Raw genomic sequence first — 19,165 nt, forward strand, 5'->3', positions numbered from 1 at the left:
TTTTTATATAACTTTAATCTAAAATGTCTTACTTCCAAAGGATAAAATGCTTAGCAATGTAGAAAATATTTTTTTAGAAAAAAGTGGTCGAAAATTAAATTATCCAAACGAAAAAATTCCAGTAATCGAAGTTGAAAATAGCTTAGAATTAGGAAAACTCGTAGCCCTTAGATTTATTGAGTGGGTATTACAAAATCCTAACGGAGTTATTTCTCTTCCGACCGGTAAAACTCCACTTACATTCATAAAGCAATTAGATCATTACAAAAAAAATTGGAATGATTCTACAGTTTCCGCAGAACTAAAATATTTTGGTATCTCAAATAAAACTTTCCCCGATACTTCAAGCCTAAAATTTGTCCAGATGGATGAATATTTTCCTATAGAAACTAATGACAAAAATAGCTTTTCATCTTATGTCGAAAAAAATTACATTTCTATTTTGCAAATAAAACCAGAAAACTGTTTGAAAATGATCTTCCCAAAAGAAATGTTAGAAAATCCAACTTCCGATTCTATTGAAAAGTTTTGCACAGATTATGAAGAAAAGATCAAAAATTTTGGCGGGATCAATTTCTTTTTGGGTGGCATAGGGCCTGATGGACATATCGCTTTCAACATGAAAAATTCCTCGTTTGACAGTAAAACAAGATTAATAACTTTAAATTATGAAAGCGCTGCCGTTGCTGCAGGAGATTTTGGAGGCATGAGCCACTGTCGAAATAAACAAGCTATTACAATAGGCTTAAACACTATAACAGCAAATAAAAACGCGACCATAATAATTTTTGCATCAGGAAAACTCAAAGCACCGATTGTTAAAAAAGCTATTGAAGAAAAACAAAGCATCGAAAGTCCTGCATCGATTTTCCAAAACAACCCAAATGCCAAATTTTATTTAAACAAAGACGCTGCATCAAACTTATATTTTAGAAGAGCTGAATATATAAAAAATATTCCAAATTTAGAAAATCATCCTCAAATAATAGACGAAATAATTTTTGAGCAATCAAAAAATTGCCACAAAAACGTTGATGAATTAACAAAAACTGATTTTGAAACAACAGAAAAAGGTAAATTTTTAATTTCAAAATTCGATAGCAAGTTACCCGATATTTTGCAAGATTCAAAAAATAGATTAATCGAAAAAATAAAACTCGGACAAAAACAACTAAAAGGCCTAAAAATATTACATACATCGCCACATCCTGACGATGAGATGCTTGGATATTTTCCGCACATTTTAGATTTATTAAAAGATAATGAAAATTATTTTGCATATTTCACAAATGGGTATAGGGCTATTGCAAACAGCTATCTTGAAACACTTGCAAACGACATTGATTTAAATTTCATCGAAACAAATAAATCTTTAATTTTCGATCTACCTTACGAAAAAACATTAGAAATATTCAAAAATTCTTTCTTAAAAAACACGCAAAACTTAGATTTCGATAAATTGATACTTTCACGATTTTTGGCAGAAACTTTTGAGATTAATTGCGCTAATAAATTAATTGAAAAAATAGTTTGGCTCAAAAATGATTATCTAAAATCGGCAAAACCTGGATATGCCGACACCCCTGAAATACAAATATTAAAAGGTAAAATTAGACAATCAGAAGTTGATAGAATGTGGTTTAATTTAAATGTTCCTTTAAGCCACATATTCCATCTTAAATCCAAATTTTATACCCCAGATTATTCTGCAAAACCACTTGATGATGACATCAAGCCAATACTTGATTTGATAAATAAAATAAAACCAGACATTATCAGTTTTGCATTCGACCCACAAGGAACTGGCCCTGATACCCATTTCAAAGTTTTACAAATAATAAACAAAGCGCTGGAAATAAAACAAACAGAGCAAAAAGGTTTTCCCAAATTTGTTTGGTGCTATCGAAATGTTTGGTATAAATTCAACCTTTTCGATAACGATTTAGCAATTATCCCAGCAACAGCAAATCAATTAAAACTTATGGACTACACATTCAAAAAATCTTTTTCAACTCAAACTTCTGCAGAATTTCCATCACAATTTCATGACGGACCATTTTCAGAACTTTCCTGCAAAATTCAGCACGAACAGTTTAATCTATTAAAAGATTTACTTGGGGAAGAAAATCTAATAAATCTTTTTGATAACAAGCTACAAAATATTAGCGGCATGATTTTTATGAAACAAATGAGTTTGGAAGAATATTTGAAAGTTAAATAATGACTCTTCATTCAAAATTCAAAAAAATTTACATTCTTATTGTTATATCATTTTGCTTTATTAAATTAGACGGTTTTTCGATCTTAAATTCTAATATTCACCTTGCAAATTATTATTACGAAGATGGATTAGAGTACAAAAATATTTGTGAATCTTTTCCAGAGCCTATGTCTATACATATTATCGACATAGATCCCGCAAAATACAGTATGCGAATCGAAGCTGCACAAAAAAACAAAATCGGACGAGATACTGTCTCTAATATCGCAAAAAGAGAAAATGCTTTGCTTGCTGTCAATGGTAATTTTTTTGAAATTGTAGAAGAAACAGAAAAAGACAAAAACCATTTATTTTCTCAAATACTATTTTTCGACGGAATTCCATCTAGCATTTTAAAAGTAAATAACCTTTGGTTTACGGCTATAGAAAAATACAAAGGTTGTATCGGATGGTCTAAAGGAGGTAAAAAAGTAGCTATTGATAAAATAGATATGAAATGGTGGCTGAAAATAGAAAATAAAAAAATTCTCGCTTCTCATATAAATAGGGTTAGAAAAGATAACGAAACTGTTATATATTTTTCCACACTTGGCGAATCAACACATACGGATGCTAGTGGGACAGAAATCGTAGTTGAAGACAACAAAATAACCGCTATCAATAAAAACATTGGTGATTCAAAAATTCCACAAAATGGTTTTGTTTTTTCGATAGGGAAAGACGCTTCAATAAATCTGCAAGATTTCAAAATAGGAACCGCTTGTAGTTATTTCTATGAAGTCTCATCACTACTAAAAAAAGAAAACGCTTCCGATTGGAACAATTTCGATTACATTTTAGGCGGTATTCCTGTTTTAATATACAATGGACAAAAAGTCACCGACTTTTCTTCCGACAATATAGTCAGTTATTTCAAAGATTTTGTTCACCCTCGAACAGCTATTGGCATTAAACAAAATGGGCATTGGGTCATTGTGATTGTCGAAGGAAGACAACTGTTATTTAGCATAGGAATGACACTAAATGCGCTTGCAGACCTATTGGTAGAGTTAGGTTGCGTCGATGCCATAAATCTTGATGGAGGCGGGTCCAGCACTTTAGTTTTTTCAAATAAAATACTCAACAACCCCAATGATCATTCCTGGAGTTTTTGGAAAAATAGAATCCCAAAAGAAAGAAAAGTCGCAGATGCTGTTTTAATTAATAAAAGATAAGCTATAAATATTATGAAAAAAGTAAATTTAATCGTTTTATCTACTGCTTTTTTAGCAATAATAGTTTTACTTGCTCTACAAAAGATTTCTTTAAAAAAAGAAACGCTTATAGATTTTGAAAATAATTTAAATTATCCTGGATTACAATACAAAACGATTTCTCAATTTTTACCAATTCCTCTATCGATTCACATCCTAGAAATTGATCCTCGAAAGTATAAAATCGAAATAGTAAGTGGCGGGAATGAAAAAGTCGGATGTGAAAAAGTTTCCTCTATTGCACAAAAAGTAAATGCTATTGCAGCCGTAAATGGTGGATTTTTCTGGTACAAATGTTTCGATCCAAAATTTGAAGGTATCCCTCTACAAATCCTAAAAATAGGAAATAAATGGTATTCGGACCCCATCGGCGATATTGCCATCATAGGGTGGAATAAAGAAGGATCGGAAGTCGATTTAATTAACTTACTCATGAAATGGGAAGTTAAAATCGGAAACAAAATTTATCCAGTAAATCGCATAAATAAACCACGCGGCAAGAATCGAATCGTTTTATATTTACCAACAATGGGTGAAAATACCCTGTCCAGCAAAAACGGAACCGAGATCATTGTAGACAATAATAAAGTAATAGATATTGAGCAAAAAATAGGAAATAGTAAAATACCAAAAAACGGTTTTGTTTACTCTGTAGGTGAATGGGTAAAAACAGATTTATCTAAAATAAAAATTGGGGATCGTGCATCATTTTCTCATGAATTTTTAACATCAACCGCAGATAATACTCAAACAAACTCTAATCTTTTTGAACAATGGGAAAATAAAGAGTTTATCTTGGGGGGCACACCAATTCTCATTTCAAATGGGGAAATTTCCTACGACTTTCAAGAAGATGATAAATTTCAAGATCCTTTTTTACTTCAGCGTCACCCTCGAACAGCAATCGGCGTAAAACCAAATGGAAATTGGATTTTTGTCGTAGTAGATGGTCGTCAAACAATGTTCAGCGTTGGAATGTCCATCAAAGAGCTTGCGCTATTTATGAAATCATTAGGTTGCAGCAAGGCTATAAATCTAGACGGCGGCGGATCCAGTACGTTTTATTATAAAGGCAAAATCCGTAATAATCCTTGCGGTGATTTTGGCGAGTGGCATCTTTTCAAAAAAACAAATGCAACCGAGCGTGCAGTTTCAGATATTTTAGTCGTTTTACCTCGAGAAGAACAAAAGATCGCTTAAAACTTTCCTTAACTATTCTTTACTTACCAATGTTTCTGCTAAATTTAAAAAAGAGTAATTTTAATATTTTCTGGAGGTTTTATGAACATAGAAAAATTTACTAATGCTTTTGCAGAGCTACTACAAAGTGCTGCAACTATCGCACAAAAAGAACAAAATCCTGCTATTCAAACATTACATCTGCTAGCAGCTAGTTTAGAAAACAACTTTTGCTCATCAATATTAAATCAATTTTCAATTGATTTAACACAATTAAGTAGTTTAATTCGTAACTATCTGAATAAATTTCCAAAAGCACAAGGCGGTCAGATTTCGATAGATTACACTCTCCAAAATTTTCTTGAAGAATGCGATAAAGAGACTAAAAATTTAGGCGATGAATATATAAGTCTTGATATCGCGTTACTGGTTATGTCAAAAACTAAAAGCTTGCCAGAAGAGATTTCAAAATTTTTAGAAAATGGCGGATTCATATACAAAAACATTTTAGTTTTAATTAAAAAACTTCGCGGAGGGGAAAAAGTGAATAATAAAAATGCAGAAAACGAGTACCAAGTTCTCGAAAAATTCTGCCAAGATTTAACCAAAATGGCATCATCAGGAAAACTTGATCCTGTTATCGGACGTCATGATGAAATTCGCAGAGTAATGCAGATATTATCTCGAAGAACAAAAAATAATCCGGTATTAGTTGGAGAACCTGGAGTTGGTAAAACAGCAATCGTTGAAGGTGTTGCACAGAGAATAGTAAATGACGATGTTCCTGAAAGTTTAAAGGGGAAAAAAATACTTTCGCTAGATCTCGGATCACTTGTGGCCGGAACAAAATATCAGGGAGAGTTTGAATCAAGAATCAAATCAATTTTGCAAGCGATCGAAAAAGAAGAAGGTAAAATTATTTTATTTATCGACGAGCTACATATGATCGTCGGTGCTGGATCTGGTGGCGGCGGCTCGATGGATGCTTCCAACTTACTCAAACCCGCGCTTGCTCGAGGATTGCTCCATTGCATAGGAGCAACAACACTCACAGAATACAAAAAATTTATAGAAAAAGATGCAGCGCTTGAGCGAAGATTTCAAAAAGTTTTAGTCGAGGAACCAAGCGTTGAAGATGCATTATCGATCTTGCGAGGTTTAAAAGAAAAATATGAACTTCACCATGGAATCCATATCAAAGATCAAGCTCTTGTAAAAGCTGTGAATTTGGCATCAAGAATGATCGAGGATCGATTTTTGCCAGACAAAGCGATTGATTTAGTTGACGAAGCAGCAACAATGGTAAGAATGGCAATTGATTCACGACCTGAAGAAATTGATAAACTTGACAGGACAATCGCTCAACTTGAAATCGAAAAAGTAGCACTTGCAAAAGAAAAAGATGAAGCTTCAAAATCAAGACTTGAAACACTTGAAAAAGAACTTGCAGATTTAAAAGAACAAAACAAAGAAGTTTTGGCAAAATGGCAAGCTGAAAGACAACCTCTTGAAAAAATCCAAAAATTAAAAGAGCAACTCGAAGAGCAAAAAATAGCATTTGCACAGGCGGAGAGAATGGGCGATTATTCACGCGCATCTATGATCAAATATGGCAAAATTGCAGATCTTGAGAAAAAACTTAGCGTTGAACAAGAAAAACTTAAAAATCTAAAAACGCACTTTCTCAAAGAAGAAGTTGATGAAAATGATATTGCAACCGTGTTATCCCGTTGGCTAAAAATACCTGTCGAAAAGCTCAAAGAAGATGAGGGCGAAAAACTTATTTCGATGGAAAAAGAACTACACAAAAGGGTCATTGGGCAAGATGAAGCAATAACCAAAATCGCAGATACTATTCGCATGCACAGAGCAGGACTTGCAGATCCAAATAAACCAATCGGATCTTTTCTATTTCTGGGACCAACCGGTGTCGGTAAAACAGAAGTTGCAAAAACATTAGCTGACTATCTTTTTAGCGATGAAAACAAAATTATTCGAATCGACATGTCGGAATATATGGAAAAACATTCTGTCGCAAGACTTATAGGCGCACCTCCAGGATATGTTGGATACGAAGAAGGTGGACAACTTACAGAGCAAGTACGAGCACATCCGTACAGCGTAATTCTTTTTGACGAAATCGAAAAAGCACACCCTGATGTTTTCAATATTTTCCTACAAATTTTAGATGAAGGACATTTAACAGATTCACAAGGAAGAACTGTTTCTTTCAAAAATTGTATTGTCATTATGACCTCAAATTTAGGTTCCAATATTATTTTGGAAGAAGGTGGTTTAACTAAAGCTGTAAAAGAAAAAATTGAAAATCTTTTACACAAAAACTTCAGGCCTGAATTTTTAAATCGAATCGACGATATTATTTACTTCAAACCACTTTCAGAAAAAGAAATAATCAAAATAGTAGATATTCAGCTGCAAGCACTTCAAGAAAGACTTATCGATAAAAAAATAGAAATCAACGTAAGCCAAAAAGCAAAAGATTTTGTTGCTGAAGAAGGTTTTTCAAAAGAGTTTGGCGCAAGACCTGTCAAAAGAGCTGTGCAACACTACATTGCAACACCGCTCGCGTCTGCAATTTTGAAAAATCCTGATAAAAAGGAATTCGAAATCGATCTTAAATCAGACAAAATATCTATTAGTTAAAACAAAAAGGGAGAGTTCTTAAACTCTCCCTTTTTTAATAAACTTAAATTGTAAATTTAATTTTTTTTAAGTTGCTTTGTTAAATTTTCTATTTCACCATCTATTCTAGAAACTTCAGCTTCATGAGGTTTTTTATCATTTTCTAAGGCGGAAATTTGCTGTGCTTTAGGTAAACTTAAGCCAACTTTTCCAGGAATAGGTTTTAAAGCTTCTATTTGTTGTTGTATTTTTGCTATTTCTTCTTCATGCATTTGTTTTTGTTTAACTAAAGCATCTATTTGATCTTGAATTTGTTTAAAATCAGGAAATCGATATATAGGAGCTATTCCACCTGGACCGATTAATCCCGGTTTTTGTATATATCCAGTAGCCATCAAAACACCGACTAGAGTACAAATTAGTAGGCATGGAAGTAAAAAATATTTTATTAATTTCATAAACAAACTCCTTTTTAAAAAAACGACTTTTAAGCCGCTAAGAAAACCAATTTTTATATTAACAACTAAGTAAATAAAAATAGAAATAATTAATTTTTTTTAACATTTATACTTTATTCAAGCAATTTTTAATTGCTTACTAAGTAAAATTCGAGAAGTTTCAATCTTAAACTCATCAATCAATAGTCTTATATTTTCATTAAATGGATTCTGCTCACAAAGAAAATCCATTTGCTTACAAATACGCTCTAAACTGCCGGGATAAATATGCATCTCTTCTACTAAAACTTCACACAATAAATGCACTATATCTTGGGAAAAAGAATAAGAAGATTGCTGCATATCCAATTCTTGTATCTTTTGTAAAATATTTTGCGCAATCCTCTCTCTTGATATAACTTTATTCAAAGGCAGGAATCCACCATTTAACGTTCTTAAACAAGCCTCGCAAACCATAGGGTTTTTAAATTTTACACAATACCCTTGTAATCCACCTTCAGAAGTATTCGGAGGAATAAATTCTTCTTGAATCGAATTTTGTACTTCTAATGCAAAATTCAATTTAAATTGGATAAAATCAAATAATTCAGAATGAAAATTAAATAAATGAATTCTCATAGTAAAACAAAAATGCTGAACCCTATTTGCAATCTCTCTTGAATAATTTTCTACTAGCACCTTATCAGTCAAGCAAATTAACCAAGCCGCAGGAATAAAAAACTTATCTAATATTTCAATCATTTTTGAAATATCTTCCTTAAAACTTTTTTCTTCCATGATTTCAAAAATTTTAATAAATAACTGAGGTCCTTTATCTAGAAAATTTTTTCTAGAAGCAATATCTCGCCTAAATTTTGGCGATAATTGCGGAAAAGAAACTAAATTTTGTACTTTTTCAGGGTTTAAAAGACAACGAATCTCTGATTTAAAACTTTCTAAATCAAAATTAGCAAACAAAATTGAACTATAAAATTGCATCAAAATAAGAAATAATTTTTGACTAATACACATACCCCCTCCTTCTGTTATTAGTTAAACAGAAAAACATTTCTGTATTAGTTTACAAAAGATATAGGGTATAAAAGCTATATTTAAGAATTAAACATTTAAAAAACTAATCAAACTATAAAGAAATGCAATGATATCAAACCTATTCAAACGTTGCATTTCTGAAATTTGCCGAGTTATTAGAGGTTTTAATTCTTGTTTAATTTCAGAAGAACAATTTCTAAAAAAATATCCTAAAAACAGCTTAAATTGTTTTAATCCTTCTAAATTTCTAAAATCATCCAACATCATAAATCTGCTTAAAATTTCAGAAACGAATCCATCCGCACCTGATCTCAAATAAAAACATTCCCATTCATACTTTTCGTCACGAAAAATAGTATGCTCTGAAGGCGTATTGTCCGCATAAGGAACCAATCCCTGTGGTAAAACTTTCACATCACCTTCCATTTCCATAGGCGATGAAACTCCAGCATCATTCAAATCACCACTTTGTAATAAAGACCCTTGAATCGGAACAAAAGCAGGTTCGACATGCCCCGTAGACAAGCTACGCATTCTTTCCGTCAATACATCAATAGACCCTTTTTCTCTTCTAAAATTAAACATTGAAAAAAGAGAAGTAATATTCACTAAAAAAATTATTCCTACAACTAAATTTGTTTTTCTAAAAATCATTGTTTTCTTTATTAAAAAATCTTTATTACACAACTATAAAGAAATTCACTAACATCAATGTTTCTAATATTTTGCATTTCCTGAAATTTTTTAATTATCAATACGCGCAACTCTTGCTTAATATCAGGACAAAGCATGCTAAAAAAATCTATAATAGATTTTTTTAGCATAATCAATTCTTTTTCATTTCTTTTTTCGTATGAACAGGTTATTTTTTCTATCATTTCAGAAACTAAACGTTCAACTCCTAAACTTGAATAAATATTCAACCATTCATATTGCTGCTTACTTAAAGAAATTGCATGCTGCTTAACAGCATCATTACTTCTAGAAGGAAACATTGCGGATATATGCATACAACTCACTAAAAAAGTTATTCCGGTCATTAAACTTGATTTTCTAATATCCATTTTTCTACCTCAGATTTTATTTTTGATTGATTTTCACCGCCACCCTGTATAACTTCACCAGACCCTCCACCTTGAAGATTTAAATCTGACTTCAAAAATAGTGCCAATTTTTTGAGATCAATATTTTTTGCAAATGCCTTACTCAAAGAACAGAAAAAATTGATTTTTGAAAGTTCTGTTTTATTGCTTGAAATCAAAAATAATAAACCTGGAGTTTTTGTTTCGAGTTTTGCGCAAATCTGTTTTAAATCATTGTTATTTTGATCTTCTAGTTCTAAAAATAAAAACGGAATATTACCAACATTTTTCATTTGATTTTGCCACTGTGGAATTTGGTAAGTCACAAACTCTTTGCGCAAACTTTTTATTGTTTTATGTGTTTCTTCAAGTTCACCAGATTGACGCTCAACAGCTTGCAAAATTTGTTCATTTTGTACTTTGAACTTAACATTTAAATTTTTTGTGATGTTATGAATCTGTTGAAATAGCTTTATTGCTTCACTTCCAGTTACACCAATAATTCTTCGTACTCCCGCAGAAAGCGATGCTTCGCTCAAAATCTTAAAGCACCCAATTTTGCCAATTTCATCCACATGCGTTCCGCCGCAAAGTTCTGCAGAAAAACCGCTAACATCAACAACTCTAACATTTTCAGGATTATATTTTTCACCAAAGAAAGCTGTAACCCCTGACTCTTTTGCTTTTGTAAGAGTTGTATTAGAAATATGTACTTTTAAATTTTCTTGAATTTTCTGATTTACCAAAGTTTCAATTTGCTCAATTTGCTCATCGCTCAAACCTTGATGATAATTAAAATCAAATCGTAATAATTTGTCACTAACAAGAGATCCTGCCTGTTTAACTTCTTTACCTACGATTTGTCTCAAAGCTGTTTGAAGTAAATGTGTAGCCGTATGATTTTTTGCAGAATTATCTCGCACAAAACTATCAACAACTAAATGTGCAATGTCACCTACTTTTACATTTATAGTTCCAGGATCTTGCACTTTTTCTGTCGAAATTTTCAAAGCAATTGCAGAACCATTTTTTTGTGAGCCAACAACTGGATAAATTTGATTATTAATAGATACAAAACCACAATCTCCAGCCTGTCCACCACTTTCTACATAAAAAGGAGATTCTGCTGTAACAATCCAAATTTTATTTCCACAAACTTTTTCAAAAACGATTTTACTTTTTACTTCAAGCTGGTCATAACCTACAAATTTAGTTGTAATGCTTGCAGGAATTTCAATCTGCTCTTCGCTTGCATCTTCACATTTTTTGCCAGATTGATCTTTTTGTTTTTGCATTTCTTTTTCAAAACCATCCATATCTATCTGCACATTTTTCTCGCCTGCTATTATTCGTGTAAGCTCAGGAGGGAAACCATATGTGTCATAAAGCTTGAAAACTTGAATACCTGTTAAAATCTTTTCACCGCTTTTTAGATTGTCAGCAATAAATTGATCCAAAATATTTTGGCCACTTACAAGATTGGTTGAAAACTTCTCAATCTCATTTGTAACAAGGTTAATAATTAATTTCTCACTTGATTTTAATTCTGGATAAATTGGAGACATTATTTTGATAAATTCTTTTGCAACTTCTGGAAATAAATTTTGATTATCAGAAAGTTTTTGTGCAAAAAGCGATGCGCGGCGAATTATTTTGCGAAGAACATAACCACGACCATCGTTAGAAGGAGTTCCGCCATCTGCGATTATCAAAGATGAAGCGCGAACGTGATCACTTAAAACATTGAAAGCAACTCTTTGCTCTTTGGTGCAACTATCATATTTTAAACCTGTTAAACTTTCTGTTTTTCTGTGAATTGCTTGAAAAAGATCAATTTCAAAAACTGTATTTTTATTTTGTTTGACCATACAAAGTCGCTCAAAACCCATTCCCGTGTCGACACCCGTTTGTGTAAGAGGGATAAGCTTGCCATCTGCTTGACGATTAAACTGCATAAAAACTAAATTCCAAATTTCTGTATATCTTGCGCAGCTGCATCCAGGTTTACAATCTTTGCACAAACAACCTTTATCAGCACCACGGTCAATTAAAATTTCTGTACACGGACCACATGGACCGGTATCACCCATTTGCCAAAAATTATCTTTTTCACCAAGACGTGTGATTCTTTCTACAGGCACTCCGATAATTTTGTTCCAAATTTCAAAAGCCTCATCATCTTCGCGAAACACTGTTGGATAAAGTTTTTCTGCAGGCAAGCCCATTTCTTTTGTCAGCAGATCCCAAGCGAAAGCAATAGCTTCTTTTTTGAAATAATCACCAAAAGAAAAATTTCCCATCATCTCAAAGAATGTTAAATGTCGCTCGGTATATCCAACTTCATCAAGATCATTATGTTTACCACCAGCACGAACACATTTTTGGATAGAAGTTGCACGAGTGTAAGATCTTTTTTCTTTACCTAAAAAAATATCTTTGAACTGGTTCATGCCTGCGTTTGTAAACAAAAGCGTAGGATCTTCGGCTGGAATAACCGGTGAGGATGGAACAATTGTATGACCATTTTTTTGAAAATAATTTAAAAATTTTTCTCTGATTTCTAGATAATTCATCTGTTATTCCTTTGGAAAAACTATGATTAAACAAATTTTGATAATCTTAACATTTTTGTAAGCAAACGCTAATTATAGGTACTAAAAATTAATCTTTTTTAGCATAAATCTTCATTACAAAATTTCTTCGATTAATCTTACCTTTAGATAAATCTTTTCCTTTGCAATATTCTTCCACTATGTCGTTCATATATTCTTCAATTTTTTCTGAATGCAAATCAACCGAATGAGGAATCCATACTTTCATCCAATCAAAAAGATCTTCTTTAGAATTGTAGATTACTTCTCGAATCTCCGTTTTAACTTCAAAATTTTTAAAACCAACCGTTTCTAATAATTTTTTAGCATCTTCAGCTGAGATTGCATGAAAATAACTTTCTTTTATTTGGCTTTTCCATTTTGGAGAACTAGAAACCCTTGCAATTTCACTTTTATCATTTTTTACAGTTGTAAAAATAAATAGCTCTCCTTGGGGCTTTAACATTTTATAAATATTTTTTAGTGCATTTAATTTGTCTTTCACCCAGTGAAATGTTGAAAAGCTGCAAACTAAATCCAACTTTTTATCACTACAAAATTTGGAAATATCTTCTTGAATAAATTCTAAGTTTTTTACGTTTGAAAAACTTTTTTTGGCTAAATTTATCATTGAGGTAGAAACATCAACGCCCACAACAAAACCTTGTGGAACTTTTTTTGCAATTTCTGCAGAGATTCTACCATCACCACATCCAACATCTAAAATTGCTTCATTTCCCTTAAATTTATATTTATTCACAAAACTCATAGCTCCTTCAAATTGCGAACTTGAGTTTTTACGATAATTTTCAGCATCCCACTTATCTCTTTTTTCCATTTATTTTCCTTTAACTTTTTTTAAAAACAGTTAAAACTTTAATAAAGCCCAATTTAAATTAGAGAAATAAAATTTTAAAGGATTTGTGTGAAAAAACTCTTCTTAATATTCCTCACTCTTTTGTCTCTAAATTCTGCACTTCCACAAATCAAAGAAATATATTCCTTTCAAGAAGCACATGAAGCTCTTGAAAGTGCAGATTCCTCTACTTTGGTAGCTTTTGATTGCGATGATACTTTGATAGTTTCGCATGAGCCACTTCTAAATTTTTTTAATCATCTACAATGCTACTCTTTTTATGACAAATTTTTTATGTTTTATAATTTAATAACACCAACTCTAAGCTTAGTGATAAGACGCAACTTCTCAACCTACAAAAATATCTTACAAAGTAAAATCTGGGAGAAGACTCATTATCATCCAACCGAAAATTATATAGTCGATATCATTCGCAAATTACAACAAAAAGGTGTCAAATTTATAACTTTAACAAATCAATCAACGCGCGATTTTGAAATAATACCTGATATGCGAATCTGGCGATACAAAAAGCTATGCGAATGCGGAATAGATTTTAGCTCTAGCTTTGATATAGCTGAAATCTTTTTTAAAGAGTTTGAACCAAAACCTATTTACGGATATCCGGGATTTTATAAAGGGATTTTGATGTCTGCAGGACATTCAAAAGGAAAAGTTCTTGGAGCATTTTTAGATCATATTAAATTTAAACCTTCCAAAATACTATTTTTCGATGATTTAAAAACAAAAAACAAAGAAGTTGGAAGTGAAGCAGAAAAAAGAAAAATCCCATGCGAATGTTTCTGGTACCGATATGTTACTAAACATCGTGAAAAAATTGACCGCGAAATCGTCAAAATCCAATTAAAATACCTTTTAAAATCAGGTATTTTCTTAAATTGCGAAGAAATTCAAGAGGGCATTTTACTTCCATAAAAAAACTTGCAAAACTGTTTAAAATCAACATTTTTAGGGGTTTTTATGAAAAAAATTGCAGTAGTTTTTTATACATTTTTTATTTCTGTCTTCTTAAATTCTGAAATTAAAAAAATTTCATCATTTTTAGAAGCAACAGATGCTTTGCAAAAAGCAACATCTCAAACGATTGTTGCTTTTGATTGCGATGAAACAATAATCACATCAGAGCCTACAGTTAATTTTTTCCATCATCCTTTATCTTTTGCTCTTAACGACATTTTGTTCATGCTTTTTGAATTAACCAAGATGAGTATGCATAGCATTTATTCAAACAATATTTATCAATTAAATAGTATTTATGCGCAGTTAACTTTTATGGGAAGCAAGGTTTTAATAAATACTAAATATATTCCCATGGAAGAAGAAATCATAAAAATTATTAAAGACTTACAAACTCGAAAAATAACTACAATTGCTTTAACCGATCAGCCAGCAAAATCATTTGGATGCATACCTGATATGGGAGAATGGAGATACAAAAAATTATGCGATTGCGAAATAAACTTTAGTGAGCAATTCTCTTCCGAAAAAATTGTTTTCACAAAATTTAAATCCAAATGGATTTATGGACAACCTACGTTTTATAAAGGTTTATTAATGTCTGCAGGGCAAAACAAAGGCAAAGTTTTAGGCGAATATTTAGATATATTAAATTCGCGCTACAAAAAAATAATATTTTTTGACGATAAAGAATCAAACTGCATAAATGTAGAAAACGAAGCAAAAAAAAGAAATATTCCTTGTTTATGTTTTTGGTACGGCTTTGGTAAAAATCAAAGAAAAAACAAACTAAATCATGAATATATAAAATTCCAATTAAATTTCTTAAAAAAATATTACTTCTTTATAAATCAAGAAAATGTAGGCAACTTTATAAAAGTTTCAAAACAAAAGTCACCAATTTTTCAACCCAAATTGCTCCTTTGCTCTTAATATATTTCTAGTTGTATTTTACACCATTTTTAATAAAACTTATTCTTGCAAATCTTTTAATATGTTATAATTGCCTTTGTTGCTTCCAAAAACTACTTTTTAAAGGATGTTTTTATGAAATTTAAATTGTTATTATTTCTCCTTATTATTTCATTTTTACCAGTAAATAATTCTGCACAAAATAGTGATTCTGAAAAACTTGTAATGATAAATCCCGCAGGTGATGCAAATAATCCAGGAAGAAAAATCGGATTTAGTAATGAGCGAAATATATCTTTTCAACTAGCAGATAAAATAAAAAATTCTATATCATCAAATTATAAAGTTAAATCTGTTCTAACTCGAGAACCAAGAGAAGTTGTTTACCCTCTACAAATTGCCTCTTTTGCTAATCGATTTAATACAAATTTCTTTATAAGTTTGCACATTTTTCCACAAGAAAATCCAAAACCATCCATTTACATTTATTATCAGCTTTATAACCCTATGGTCGATCTTGCTACACATAAATTTAACAACTTTGAATTTATTTCTATTTATCAGGCACATTTTGCAAATATTAGAAATTCAATCGCTCTAGCCACTAAAATGGAAAACACTCTTCGCTCATCTCAATTTAATAAACTACTTGATGTTTATGGACCGTATGGCTTACCGCTTGTTCCTCTTTTGGGAATACAATCGTCTTCGGTCTTAATTGAAGCTGGAATAAGCGACGAAAATGATTTACCACGCATCATACAACCAATTGTTGAAAGCCTACAATTTTTAAAAGATTAATTTAAAGGAATTTCATGAATCTTTTGATGCTAAATGCATTTGTAATCTATTTCGCAACGCTTTTTGTAATCACATTAATCGGTTACAACATCACTCTTTCTTCTATGAAAAATAAACAAAAAACAGATCTAGTCTTAGGTAATCGCTCATTAAATTATTTTTTAACAGCTCTTGCTGCACATGCAAGCGATATGAGTAATTGGCTTTTTATGGCATTTCCCGCTGCAATATTTGTTGGCGGACTTTTCAATTTTTGGATCGCAATCGGTTTACTGTTTTTTATGTTCTTAAATTGGCATTTTATAGCTCCCAAAATTCGCGTCGCAACAGAAGAATATAATTGCTCTACAATTTCTGGATACTTTGAGCAAAAATTTAATGACAAAGCAGGGATCATTCGAATCATTACAGCAATAATGGCAATCATCTTTTTTTCGATTTATATCTCTGCCGGATTAAAAGGTTTTGGAATTTTGCTTCAATCAACTTTTAACATCCCATATTCCATAGGAATTTTAATTGGGGCATTTATCGTGGCAATTTATCCATTATTGGGTGGTTATATCGCTGTCGCCTGGGTTGACCTATTTCAAGGTATGTTTTTACTCCTCATGATAGTTTTAGTACCTATTCTTGCATTTTCAAAAATTGAAGGTTGGAACGAAATTTCGCAAATCGCGATGCAAAAAAATATTTCACTTTCTCTTTTACCAAGTTTTGATTTCAAAACAATCTTTTCCGGAATATTACTTGCTTGCGGATGGGGACTTGGATATTTTGGCATGCCACAAATTTTGACAAAGTTTATGGGAATCCAAAATGTAAAAGAGATGCACAAATCCAAATATATTGGGATATCGTGGCAAATAATTACACTACTTGCAGCTACCGCTGTCGGACTTATCGGAATAGCATTCTTTAAAGGCGGGATTACAAATCCTGAACAAATTTTTATCCAAATGGTTTTAAATCTAACTTCTCCATTTTGGGCAGGTTTAATCTTATGCGCAATTCTAGCAGCAATAGTTTCAACAACCGCATCTCAAATTTTAGTTTTAACATCCGTTTTAACTGATGATTTGTACAAAAATATAATCAATAAAAAAGCAACACGAAAAGAACTTTCATGGGTTTTTAGAGCTGGAATTTTATTAATCATGATTTTCGCATTTGCGGTAGCAAAAAATGAAATAAAAACGGTCATGGGCTTAGTATGGTTTGCCTGGGCTGGAATTGGTTGCTCTTTCGGGCCTCTTGTTATTACATCTCTCTACTCTACAAAAATAAATAAATATGGTGCGATTGCAGGAGTTCTAGGAGGAGGAATATCTTCCGCGCTTTGGACAATAATTTTCAAAGAAAAATTATTTGGATTTGAGATTCCTTCGATGGTAGTTGGTTTCTTGATAAGTTTAATTTTAATTTATAGTGTCTCTATGTTTACCAATTTTAAAAAAGAGGTTTTATGATGTCATTTGAAGTTCTCTCAAATTCCGGTTTTGTCTGGTTAATTTTAGCAGTTCTTTTCCTATTGCTAGAGATGGGAACTCCTGGTTTATTCTTTTTCATTTCATTTTCAGTTGGATGCTTAGTCGCGGGCATACTTGCATTTTTATATTTTAACATCGCAGTTCAAGCATCAGCGGCTATAGTCACATCCATCATTGCAATTTTCGTTTTAAAAAAATTGTTTACACAAAGTTTAAAAAGCGCAAATCACGAAAAAACAAACATAGAACGAATTATTCACAGCCAAGGAATTGTAATAAAAGAAATTATTCCAATCAAGCCTGGACAAGTAAAAGTCAAAGGTGAAATCTGGTCTGCAAAATCAATCACAAAAGAACCAATCGAAAAGGGCGAAAAAATAAAAGTAATCAGAATTGAAGGAAACCATTTAATAGTAGAAATCGAAAAACAGTAAAGGAATAAAAGATGGAAATGATTTTGGGATTTTTCATATTTTTAGCAGTCGTTGCATTATTTTTAATAGTGCTAATTTTTAACGCAACATACTTAGTCAAACAAGCAGAAGTTATCGTAATAGAACGTTTTGGAAGATATCACACAATACTTCAATCCGGACTACACTTCGTGATACCATTCATCGATCAACCTAGAAAAGTACTTTGGACGTTTGTCAAAGAATCAGCAGGGTCAAACAAGCTTTATCGTTATTCTGAATTTCTAGAAAGAATAGACTTACGAGAAGCTGTATACGATTTTGCAAAACAAAATGTAATAACAAAAGATAACGTAACAATGGAAATCAATGCACTTCTTTACTTCCAAATAACAGACCCTAAAAATGCCGTTTACGAAGTTTCCAACCTGCCACAAGCTATAGAAAAATTAGCACAAACAACATTGCGAAACATTATTGGTTCTATGGATTTAGACCAAACTTTAGTTTCAAGAGATGAAATAAACGAAAAGCTAAGAATTATTTTGGACGAAGCAACCGATAAATGGGGCGTAAAAGTAAATCGCGTTGAGCTTCAAGAAGTAAATCCTCCTGCTGATATTCGTGTCGCTATGGAAAAACAGATGAAAGCAGAACGAGAAAGACGCGCGGTTATCCTAGAAGCAGAAGGTAAAAAACGCTCTACAATTTTGGAAGCAGAAGGTTTTAAAGAGTCAACAATTGCTCACGCAACAGGTGAAGCTGAAGCAAAAATACGTCTTGCAAAAGCAAATGCAGATGCAACCAAATTAAATGCAGAAGGTGACGCTGAAGCAAGAAAAATGTTAGCCGATGCAGAAAGCAAAGCTATTTTAATGATTCAACAAGCTGTTCCAAAAGCAGATCCGCTACCCTACATGATTGCTATGAACTACATCAAAGCTCTTCCAGAACTTACAAAAGGTAAAAATGACAAATTAGTTGTATTGCCTTATGAAATAAGTGGCATTATGGGATCTCTCGCTGGAATCAAAGAAATATTCAAAAATAGTTAAACTTTAAGATATTTTCAAAAACTAAGCAAAAAGGGGGCTGAAAAATTTCAGCCCCCTTTTAATATTAAATTCCATACAAATTTCTCATAAAAAGCCTTTTTTCTCTATTTTTTAGGCTTACCATTTTGCTTCATTAACTAAAGTTTATATGCTCTTTTTATAAGGGAATAACACCTAATTTAACGCGAACTCGATAATTAA

16 protein-coding genes are annotated in these 19,165 nt (G+C 31.8%); 10 read left to right on the plus strand and 6 right to left on the minus strand.

The window, feature by feature from the left end; translation table 11 throughout:
- Positions 1-46: 46 nt before the first annotated feature.
- The 4 genes from DEA20_04610 to DEA20_04625 all read left to right on the plus strand — a co-directional run bounded on the left by DEA20_04610 (position 47) and on the right by DEA20_04625 (position 7,317).
- Positions 47-2,221 carry a hypothetical protein gene (locus DEA20_04610; GenBank protein HBS48449.1) on the plus strand — a complete coding sequence of 725 codons (2,175 nt, stop codon included), beginning with the start codon at positions 47-49 and terminating at the stop codon, positions 2,219-2,221.
- The gene (locus DEA20_04615; protein ID HBS48450.1) at positions 2,221-3,435 is read left to right on the plus strand and encodes a hypothetical protein; all 1,215 of its coding nucleotides are present in this window, start codon (positions 2,221-2,223) and stop codon (positions 3,433-3,435) included. Before DEA20_04610 ends, DEA20_04615 begins: the two co-directional genes overlap by 1 nt.
- Before the next feature lie 12 nt (positions 3,436-3,447).
- Positions 3,448-4,674: a hypothetical protein gene (locus DEA20_04620; protein ID HBS48451.1), complete on the plus strand. Its 1,227-nt coding sequence runs from the start codon at positions 3,448-3,450 to the stop codon at positions 4,672-4,674.
- A gap of 81 nt (positions 4,675-4,755) precedes the next feature.
- On the plus strand, positions 4,756-7,317 hold the full coding sequence (locus tag DEA20_04625; protein HBS48452.1) for a hypothetical protein: 2,562 nt from the start codon (positions 4,756-4,758) through the stop codon (positions 7,315-7,317).
- Positions 7,318-7,373: 56 nt separating this feature from the next.
- On the opposite strand, the gene DEA20_04630 is transcribed toward DEA20_04625, so the two are convergent.
- The 6 genes from DEA20_04630 to DEA20_04655 form a co-directional block, all read right to left on the minus strand.
- The gene (locus DEA20_04630; protein ID HBS48453.1) at positions 7,374-7,754 is read right to left on the minus strand and encodes a hypothetical protein; all 381 of its coding nucleotides are present in this window, start codon (positions 7,752-7,754) and stop codon (positions 7,374-7,376) included.
- A 117-nt stretch (positions 7,755-7,871) separates the two neighbouring features.
- On the minus strand, positions 7,872-8,765 hold the full coding sequence (locus DEA20_04635) for a hypothetical protein (protein HBS48454.1): 894 nt from the start codon (positions 8,763-8,765) through the stop codon (positions 7,872-7,874).
- A gap of 87 nt (positions 8,766-8,852) precedes the next feature.
- Entirely contained in the window at positions 8,853-9,440 is a 588-nt protein-coding gene (locus DEA20_04640; protein ID HBS48455.1) for a hypothetical protein, read from the minus strand.
- Between the two features lie 11 nt (positions 9,441-9,451).
- Positions 9,452-9,850 carry a hypothetical protein gene (locus DEA20_04645; GenBank protein HBS48456.1) on the minus strand — a complete coding sequence of 133 codons (399 nt, stop codon included), beginning with the start codon at positions 9,848-9,850 and terminating at the stop codon, positions 9,452-9,454.
- On the minus strand, positions 9,826-12,441 hold the full coding sequence (locus DEA20_04650) for an alanine--tRNA ligase (GenBank protein ID HBS48457.1): 2,616 nt from the start codon (positions 12,439-12,441) through the stop codon (positions 9,826-9,828). The genes DEA20_04645 and DEA20_04650 overlap by 25 nt, the downstream gene beginning before the upstream one ends.
- Positions 12,442-12,529: 88 nt before the next feature.
- Positions 12,530-13,297, minus strand: coding sequence for a hypothetical protein (locus tag DEA20_04655; protein ID HBS48458.1), 768 nt, complete (start codon positions 13,295-13,297; stop codon positions 12,530-12,532).
- A gap of 81 nt (positions 13,298-13,378) precedes the next feature.
- Here DEA20_04655 and DEA20_04660 point away from each other — a divergent pair, with 81 nt between their 5' ends.
- From DEA20_04660 to DEA20_04685, 6 genes are all read left to right on the plus strand, one after another.
- Positions 13,379-14,251 (plus strand): hypothetical protein, encoded by an 873-nt coding sequence (locus DEA20_04660; protein HBS48459.1) that lies wholly within the window; start codon positions 13,379-13,381, stop codon positions 14,249-14,251.
- A gap of 45 nt (positions 14,252-14,296) precedes the next feature.
- Positions 14,297-15,226: a hypothetical protein gene (locus DEA20_04665; protein HBS48460.1), complete on the plus strand. Its 930-nt coding sequence runs from the start codon at positions 14,297-14,299 to the stop codon at positions 15,224-15,226.
- A gap of 114 nt (positions 15,227-15,340) precedes the next feature.
- Positions 15,341-16,006: a hypothetical protein gene (locus tag DEA20_04670; GenBank protein ID HBS48461.1), complete on the plus strand. Its 666-nt coding sequence runs from the start codon at positions 15,341-15,343 to the stop codon at positions 16,004-16,006.
- A gap of 14 nt (positions 16,007-16,020) precedes the next feature.
- The gene (locus DEA20_04675) at positions 16,021-17,475 is read left to right on the plus strand and encodes a sodium/proline symporter (GenBank protein ID HBS48462.1); all 1,455 of its coding nucleotides are present in this window, start codon (positions 16,021-16,023) and stop codon (positions 17,473-17,475) included.
- The gene (locus DEA20_04680) at positions 17,472-17,930 is read left to right on the plus strand and encodes a hypothetical protein (protein HBS48463.1); all 459 of its coding nucleotides are present in this window, start codon (positions 17,472-17,474) and stop codon (positions 17,928-17,930) included. The genes DEA20_04675 and DEA20_04680 overlap by 4 nt, the downstream gene beginning before the upstream one ends.
- A gap of 11 nt (positions 17,931-17,941) precedes the next feature.
- Positions 17,942-18,964: a hypothetical protein gene (locus DEA20_04685; GenBank protein HBS48464.1), complete on the plus strand. Its 1,023-nt coding sequence runs from the start codon at positions 17,942-17,944 to the stop codon at positions 18,962-18,964.
- The last annotated feature ends 201 nt before the right edge of the window (positions 18,965-19,165 follow it).

This window comes from Candidatus Dependentiae bacterium, assembly GCA_003511165.1.
Lineage (GTDB): Bacteria > Babelota > Babeliae > Babelales > UBA12411 > UBA12411.

Coding starts and splice junctions, on each gene's coding strand:
- DEA20_04610 (HBS48449.1), top strand. CDS start 47: ATGCTTAGCAATGTAGAAAATATTTTTTTAGAAAAAAGTGGTCGAAAA.
- DEA20_04615 (HBS48450.1), top strand. CDS start 2,221: ATGACTCTTCATTCAAAATTCAAAAAAATTTACATTCTTATTGTTATA.
- DEA20_04620 (HBS48451.1), top strand. CDS start 3,448: ATGAAAAAAGTAAATTTAATCGTTTTATCTACTGCTTTTTTAGCAATA.
- DEA20_04625 (HBS48452.1), top strand. CDS start 4,756: ATGAACATAGAAAAATTTACTAATGCTTTTGCAGAGCTACTACAAAGT.
- DEA20_04630 (HBS48453.1), bottom strand. CDS start 7,754: ATGAAATTAATAAAATATTTTTTACTTCCATGCCTACTAATTTGTACT.
- DEA20_04635 (HBS48454.1), bottom strand. CDS start 8,765: ATGTGTATTAGTCAAAAATTATTTCTTATTTTGATGCAATTTTATAGT.
- DEA20_04640 (HBS48455.1), bottom strand. CDS start 9,440: ATGATTTTTAGAAAAACAAATTTAGTTGTAGGAATAATTTTTTTAGTG.
- DEA20_04645 (HBS48456.1), bottom strand. CDS start 9,850: ATGGATATTAGAAAATCAAGTTTAATGACCGGAATAACTTTTTTAGTG.
- DEA20_04650 (HBS48457.1), bottom strand. CDS start 12,441: ATGAATTATCTAGAAATCAGAGAAAAATTTTTAAATTATTTTCAAAAA.
- DEA20_04655 (HBS48458.1), bottom strand. CDS start 13,297: ATGGAAAAAAGAGATAAGTGGGATGCTGAAAATTATCGTAAAAACTCA.
- DEA20_04665 (HBS48460.1), top strand. CDS start 14,297: ATGAAAAAAATTGCAGTAGTTTTTTATACATTTTTTATTTCTGTCTTC.
- DEA20_04670 (HBS48461.1), top strand. CDS start 15,341: ATGAAATTTAAATTGTTATTATTTCTCCTTATTATTTCATTTTTACCA.
- DEA20_04675 (HBS48462.1), top strand. CDS start 16,021: ATGAATCTTTTGATGCTAAATGCATTTGTAATCTATTTCGCAACGCTT.
- DEA20_04680 (HBS48463.1), top strand. CDS start 17,472: ATGATGTCATTTGAAGTTCTCTCAAATTCCGGTTTTGTCTGGTTAATT.
- DEA20_04685 (HBS48464.1), top strand. CDS start 17,942: ATGGAAATGATTTTGGGATTTTTCATATTTTTAGCAGTCGTTGCATTA.